At 28.2% G+C, this 8,138-nt stretch carries 5 protein-coding genes; all 5 read left to right on the forward strand.

Annotated features, from left to right (window positions below; genetic code table 11):
• Nucleotides 1-127: peptidylprolyl isomerase (locus tag ACIQ2Z_RS11970; RefSeq protein WP_396184395.1), on the forward strand; the 127-nt coding region annotated here is incomplete at its 5' end.
• The gene (locus tag ACIQ2Z_RS11975; protein ID WP_396184391.1) at nt 127-570 is read left to right on the forward strand and encodes a DUF4268 domain-containing protein; all 444 of its coding nucleotides are present in this window, start codon (nt 127-129) and stop codon (nt 568-570) included. The genes ACIQ2Z_RS11970 and ACIQ2Z_RS11975, both read left to right, overlap by 1 nt.
• Before the next feature lie 61 nt (nt 571-631).
• Nucleotides 632-3,943, forward strand: a complete 3,312-nt coding sequence (locus ACIQ2Z_RS11980; RefSeq protein ID WP_396184392.1) for a hypothetical protein — start codon at nt 632-634, stop codon at nt 3,941-3,943.
• A complete protein-coding gene (locus ACIQ2Z_RS11985) occupies nt 3,909-5,837 on the forward strand; it encodes a DUF3857 domain-containing protein (RefSeq protein WP_396184393.1) in 1,929 nt (642 codons plus the stop codon). The genes ACIQ2Z_RS11980 and ACIQ2Z_RS11985 overlap by 35 nt, the downstream gene beginning before the upstream one ends.
• 10 nt (nt 5,838-5,847) lie before the next feature.
• A complete protein-coding gene (locus tag ACIQ2Z_RS11990; RefSeq protein ID WP_396184394.1) occupies nt 5,848-7,809 on the forward strand; it encodes a DUF3857 domain-containing protein in 1,962 nt (653 codons plus the stop codon).
• The last annotated feature ends 329 nt before the right edge of the window (nt 7,810-8,138 follow it).

Below are 8,138 nucleotides of genomic sequence, written 5' to 3' on the forward strand. Positions count from 1 at the left end.
TGAACATACTGTTTTTGGAAAAATCACAAAGGGTTTTGATGTTCTAGATGAAATTGCTTCCCAAAAAACAGATGAAGGAGAATATCCTCTTCTAAATATTAAAATAAAAGCCAAAATTATCAACTAATGTTTAACAAAGAAGAAGCACAAAAGATAAAACGTGAATTTTGGATAACTTTCGCACATGAATACCCAAGAAAATGGCTTTTATACAATACTAGAATAAAAGATTTTTCATTTAAATTTCACGTTGACAACAATAAAGCGATGGTTTCTTTAGACATTGAACCCAAAGATGAAGAACACCGAAAAATCTATTTCGAAAAAATAGAATCCTTAAAAGATATTTTAAAAGAAGAATACATTTACGATGTCATCTTCGAAAGAAACTACCAACTAGATAATGGAAAAATCATCAGCAGAATTTGGGTTGAAATCGAAAACATCAGCATCAACAACAAATCTACATGGCATAAAGTTTTTGAATTTTTTGATAAAAACATGACCTTTTTAGAACAATTCTTTTATGAATATGGAGATTATATAAAAGATTTAGAAATAAACACATAAATTCATTATGGTTTCTTTAGTTAGATTTAATGTGTATATTTGAAAAAACACAAATAAACAAATGAAAACAATGCAAAACTTATCTTCTAAAGATGTAATTCATTCTAATTTTTCATTGAAAAAAAGTCTTTTTTTTGTTTTTGTTTTATTTCAATTTTTCAATGTTTCCGCTCAAAAAAACTATGCTGAAATTTATGATGGTAGTACTTTTTTAGAAACTGGTATAAAGCTATATGACGAAGGAAAATATGATAATGCATTAGCTGAGTTTGAAAAAATTTTTAAAACTGATCCAAATTATTTAAAAGCTCAATACGAAAAAATAATGTGTTTGAGTGCTCTTGAAAAAAAGGATGAGCGAAGACTTTTATTGGAAAGACTTTTCAACGCCAAAGAAATGGATGAAGCTCCTGAACTTTTGGTTCAATACGGTATATTTTTAAGTGATAATAAAGAGTATGATTTGGCTGAAAAAATGTTGAAAGATGCTGAAAAATTTATGCCTAATTCGTCTATGGTTCAATTCAATCTTGGCGTACTTTATTTAAGAAAGGAAGAAAGACAAAAAAGCATTGATTATTTTAAAAAGAATATTACCGGAAATCCAAACCAAACTTCATCTCATTACTTTATAGGGCTTTTGGCCTATGAAGATGGTAAAATAGTGGAAGGATCATTAGCAATGTTAGGCTATTTAGTAAATGCTCCAACTGGAAGATACGCAAAAGATGCTGTATTAAAATTGAACACAAAAATGGGTCAAAACTTTTTAAATCCATCAAAATATAAGTTTTCTGAAACAGGTGATAATTTTTCTGAATTAGAAACTATTTTAAGAAATCAACTTCCTTTAAATCCAAAATATAAAATAAAATCAGTTATTGATGATGTTTACACACGGCAAGTCCAGGCAATTGTAGAATATACTGCAACACATAAAATTGAAGGTGGTTTTTTTGAAAATATTTACATTCCTTGGATTGCTGATATTGCTAATAAAAATCATACTGAAGCATTTTCCTATTACACATTAATTAGTTTAGAAGATATTCTCGGAAAAAAATTAACCTCACAAAAGAAAAAAATTCTTGATTTTTCAGATAATTACATTACTAAAAGTTTTTGGAATGTTTATGCTAGAAGAAAAATAGATCATTTTGGTAAACAAGAAGAAGTAATAATTTATTTAAGTGATGGAAATCCTTTCATGATTGGAAAAGTGGTCGATGGAAAAAATCAGGGAAAATTCAAGATTGTAAATCTTCATGGACAAATGATTAGCGAATTAAATTATGTTGATAATGAGTTAAATGGATTGCAACGTTATTTTTATGAAAGTGGTCAAGTTTCTGAAGAAACATATTACTCAAATGGTATAAAAGATGGCGAAACAAAAGAATTTTTAAAAAATGGAAACTTGCAAAGTGTAGGTAATTATAAAAGTGGAAAATTAAATGGCCCGTTTATAACATATCATGTAAACGGAGGAAAACAATGTGAACTAACATTCATAGATGACATTCGAGAGGGAAAAGTAATTTGCTATTACACAAACGGAAAAAAAAATAATGAACTAAATTATACAAAAGGAAAATTAAATGGAAAATTAGAAAATTACAATGAAGTTGGTGATTTAACTACGTCTTATAATTATGTAAATGATGAACTTGAAGGTGAAGGCATTAGTTATTATGATGGAAAAATTATTAAATCTAAAGCAAATTACAAAGCTGGAAAAGTAATGGGTTCATATAAAGAATTTTCAGAAAATCAAACTTTAACCAAAGAAATATTGTATGAAAACGGAAAGATAAAAAAGGAAAATGAATACTATGAAAACGGAACATTATCTACTGAAACTTTTTATGATGACAAAGAATTATTGGAAGCATATGTATACTATGATCATAACGGACAAAAATATTATGAAGAAAAATACAAAGCTGGTGAAATAAAAATGGGTTTCCAATATTTACCAAATAACCCAAAACCAATTGAAGTGCCTTTAAATAGTAACCCCTATAAAATTAAAACATTAAACGGAATAACATTAACAGAAGGTTATTTTGAAAAAGGTAAATTAGCTAAAGAATGGAAATATTTTTATCTAAATGGTAATTTGAGGGTAAAACAAAATTTTTCAGAAAACAAATCGAATGGTTTACGGACAGATTATAATAGAAACGGAGAGCTAACAGGCACTTATAATAATTTAGAAGGCAAAATGAGTGGAATGTATGAAGGGTTTCAAAATGGAAAATTACACCGAAGAATGTTTTATAATGGGGGTGATAGAAACGGACCATATCAATATTTTTATGAAAATGGTTTAGTCAATTATGAAGGTTATATCGTTGAAGATGATAAAGAATTTAATCAATTTAACTATTATCAAGACGGTAAATTAATGAAAATCTATACATACATCAGTAATATTTTGGTTACAGCAAAAGGATATAAAAAAGATGGAACTTTAGATTATGAATTCAATTACAACAATATAAATGGAGAGCATAAATTTGAAGACAATAATAGTTTAGTAGTTGTTTCAAATAATTACACTAATGGTATAAGAAATGGTAAAGGGGTTATTCTAGAAAAAAACGGAACAATGATTGCCGAAGTAAATTACCAAAATGATGAATTACATGGGGAATACAAAAGTTATAATCCTAATGGAAAAATAGCCTTAGAATCTTTTTATTATTCTGGAAAAACGCATGGATTTGAAAAATTGTACGATTTGGCAGGAAATTTACGTTTAACTAGAACATTGATTTTTGATAAAGAATTTGGACCTATTGTCAGATATTATCAAAATAAACAAAAAATTTACGAGTATGAATCGTTGGATGATGTTAAAGAAGGAGAACAAAAATTCTACAATATAAAAGGAGAAATTATAGCAGCAATTGGCTATCAATTAGGTTTTATAAAGTATTATAGAGTATTAGATTCAAATGGAATTTTGGGCAAACCGATTGAAGTGAAAGACGGAACTTTTGAAATAGATTCAAATTATCCAAATGGAAAAAAAGCATTTAAACTTTCGTTAGTTAAAGAAAGTTTTGATGGAAATATGGAAATTTATGGTTCAGACGGATTACCAAATTATATTTCAGGTTTCAAATTAGGAATGTTTCATGGTGAAAGAATAGAATATTATCACAATGGAAAAGTATATAAACACGAAAGATTGATTGATAACAATTATGAAGGTGTACAAGAATTCTTCCTAGAAGACGGAAAACCAATTCTTGTTGCAAATTATAAATATGATGACTTACACGGAGATTTTAAAATTTATGTAAACGGTGTTTTACAAAAAACAAAAAAATATGATTCAGATGAATTGGTTGAAATCAGTAAATAAAATCACTTTTCTTTTACTTGTAACTACGTTTGGAATTGCTCAAAATATCTCAGACTTTCAAAAAAAATATCCTGGATACAGCGAATTGATTTTGTCTGAAACGCAAACTTATGACTTTACAATTCAAAAAAACAAGTTACAAGTATTGCAAGACAATTATTATGAATCAATTATTTTATCCGATATTGGAATTCAAAACAATTCAGAATCATTTACTTATTCTGAACTAGTTCCACTAAAATCGTTTGATGCCTTCACAATCATCAATGACAACGGAAGAGATAAAAAAATTCCAATCAAACAAACAAATGATAAAAATGCTACACAAAACAGTATTTTTTTTAGTGATGTAAAAGAAAGAAAACTTACTTTTTCAAACTTAGAAATCGGTGCAAAAAAAGTGTATTCCTATCAATCTGAATTTTTGGATCCCTACCTTTTACATAAATATATTTTTGCCAATACAATTCCAATGGAAAAATCATCCTTAGAAATTAATACTGATGAAAATATTGAAATAGGATATAAAATTTTTAATGATCCTAACAACGAAATTACCTTTAATAAAACAACAAAAAAAGGCAAAATAAATTATAATTGGACATTAAATCAAGTTAATCCTCTGAAATATGAATCAAATAATCCAGGCTATTTATACATAGCTCCACACGTAATTGTCTACATAAAAAATTATAAAATAAATGATAAAAAAATTGACGTATTAGGAAATACAGACCAATTGTATGAATATTATAAAGGTTTTGTAAAAAATTTAAATACTACCGAAGACGAAAATCTGAAACAAATAACACTTGAATTAACTCAGAATCTTTTGAATGATGAAGAAAAAATTAAAGCTATATTTTATTGGGTAAAAGATAATATTAAATATGTTGCCTTTGAAAACGGTTATGAAGGTTTTATTCCAAGAGAAGCAAAATTAGTTAATGAAAGAAAGTTTGGTGATTGTAAAGATATGTCAAGCATCATAACCGAAATGGCAAAATATGCTAATATTCCAAATGTAAACATCTGTTGGATTGGCACAAGGAGGATTCCATACACCTACAAAGATATTTCGACTCCGGCCGTTGATGACCACATGATTGCCTCCTTCGAAAATAAAGATAAAATTATATTTTTAGATGCAACCGATAAAGAAACTCGATTTGGTTTACCTACCGGTTTTATACAAGGTAAAGATGCGTTGATAAGAAATGGGGATTACTATAAAATTGTGACAGTTCCAATTGTTAAAGCACAAGAAAACATGACGGAAGAAACGCTTAAACTTAAAATTAATCAAAATAAAATCGAAGGTTCTGGTAAACTGTCAATTAATGGCCTAACTAGAAGTCGCTATTTATCTAGTATTGGCGATGCTTCCAATAAAGCCCGTTTCGAAATGATTAAAAGTTTAGTATTAAAGGGTAATAACAAATTCAATTTAAAAGATTTCAAAGAAGAAAATATTTCAAATCGGGATTTATCATACAACATTGAATTTTATTTTGATTTAGATAATTATACAATTCAAGCAGGTAACGAATTATATGTAAATCTATTTTTAGACAAACCTTTTGAAAAAATTATTATAGAAAAAGATCGCAAATCAATGTATGAATTTGATGTATTAATCAAAAACAAATTTAATTTTGAACTCGAGATTCCAGCAGATAAAATAGTACAAACTATTCCTAAAAACTCAAGTTTAGATAATGAATTAATGAAATATTCCATTAATTATATTCATACTGATAAAAATGTAACGTTACAATTTGAAATTGAATTGAAAAAAATATTATTAGATGTTTCAGACTTCTATTCATGGAACGAATGCATTAAAAATTTAAAATCACATTACAACGACACGATTATATTAGTAAAAAAATAAATTCAACAAAATGAGAACACTTCTAAAAAAAACTACCCTTTTATTCTGCTTTATTTACAATGGAATTCAAGCTCAAGATTATCAATTTAAAGACTATAATTTTAACGATGATAAAATTGAAATTCCTAAAGAATATGAAAATGAAAGTGAAGTAATTCTCCGAAAAGATATAAAAGTTGAATTTATTAACCAAAAAAATTCTGCTATACAATTTTTTCTTTTACACGAAAAAATTTGGATAAATTCTGATGATGCAATCGAACGCAACAACCGAGTTTATATTCCATTCAGAACAGATGAAAAGCTTGTAACAAACAAATTACGTGTAATTCTAAAAAACGGAAAAATTATAGAACTAAACAAAAAGGATATTAAAGAAGAAATTGATGAAGAAAAAGGACTAAAATATAACTATTATGCAATTAACGGATTAGAAAAAGGAGCTATAATAGAAAAGCTTTTTATACTTGAAGAAGTTCCAGAATTAAAAGGAAAAACAATCGATTTTCAATCAGAAAGACCAATTGTAAAAGCAAGTTTCGAACTTATTTTTCCCGAACATCTGGTATTCAAACATAAATCCTATAACGGTTTGCCGGAAGCTGTTTTGAAAGAAAAAATTGTAGAAGGAAAAAACAGCCTTTCATTTGAAGATGCAAATATTGATGGTCTTCCTGACGATGAAAAATACTCAAACTGGGATGCTCACATCAAAATGTTCAGATATAAATTAGATGCTAACACAATATCTGGAGCACGAAATTTATTCAATTATAAAGAATTTGCTAATAATGTTTACGAAAACCTTTATGTTGAATTAGATAAAAAGTCCCTGAAATCTATAGACGAATTTTGTAAAACTATTCCAAAATCATCCAATCCGGAAGAACAAATTTGGAACATTGAAAACAAAATAAAAAAGACAATCGCCTACAATCGTTATTTCGAAGGAAACAAAGAACTAGGTGATGTTTTAAAAACAAAACAAGCAAATGAACTAGAATTAATAAGACTCTATTTGGTTGTACTTAAAAATTTTAATATCGAAACACATACCGTTTTTACCTCAAAAAGATTTACGCAATATTTTGATAAAGACTTTGAAACTACTGAACATTTAAAAGATGTTTTATTCTATTTTCCTAGTATAAAAAAATACATCGAACCAGTGAGCATTGAATACAGATTACCGCTTTTTAATTTTAATTACGGAAACAATTATGGTCTCTTCATCAAAGAAAAAGAATTTGGAGGTGCCAAAATGGGAATAGGTGAAATCGGTTTCATCGAAATTCCCGGGGGAGAAATCACACACGATTTCATGGAAATTAATGTTGACTTCTCTAAAGATATAGAAAACCCTACAATTCACACTGTAAACAAATATGGTGGATATTCAGCCATGAATTTTCAACCAATCAAAGATTTCGTTCCAGACGATCGATACCAAGAATTATTAAAAGATATTTCTAAAAATTATACCTACGAAACTGATGCTAAAATCCTCAAAACAGAAAATGATGGCACAGAAAACATAGGAAAAAAACCCTTCGTTCTTGATTTAACTTTCGAAGGGAAAGAACTAACACAAAAAGCCGGAGAAAACATTCTATTCAAAGTTGGAGAAACAATTGGCAAACAAATGGAATTCTATCAAGAAAACAAAAGAATCTTACCAATAGAAATTTATTACCCTCATTTTTACACCAGAACAATAACAATAATACTTCCAAACGGATATAAAGTAAAAAATCTAGACAGCTTCAACATGAACTTTAAAGCTGATATAAACGGAAAAACTGAAGCTCACTTCGAAAGCTCATACAAACAAAACGACAACGTTGTAACCGTTACCAATACTGAATCATACCATGCGATCAACTATCCATTAAACATTTTTGATTCCTATAAAGCGGTCATCAATGCTGCAGCTGATTTCAATAAAATAACCTTAATTCTCAGCAAGCAATAAAATTTTCAAGGGAAAAATAAAAATTTCACGTCTAAACTATATATTTTTCAATTTATAGGAGTAGCCCTATATCATAAAACCCGTTTATAAAAGAACCGTAGCATTTGTGCTATCAAAGTAAGGCTGTCGCTTCAAGTCCTCCCCAACTCCGTAAGCTCCATAGTAGCAATGGGTTTACTCTGCTGCTATCCTTCACGTGGCTTCTGTTCATCATACCATTTCATAATAACTAAATTTCACGAAAATTGCTGTCTCAGTGTTCAGTCACTATATCTAGTCTTTGCTTTACCACAATCTTGACATTGTGCAAGATTACGATGCCAGTTAGA

The sequence above is a fragment of the Flavobacterium sp. genome (assembly GCF_044361015.1).
Taxonomy (GTDB): Bacteria; Bacteroidota; Bacteroidia; order Flavobacteriales; family Flavobacteriaceae; genus Flavobacterium.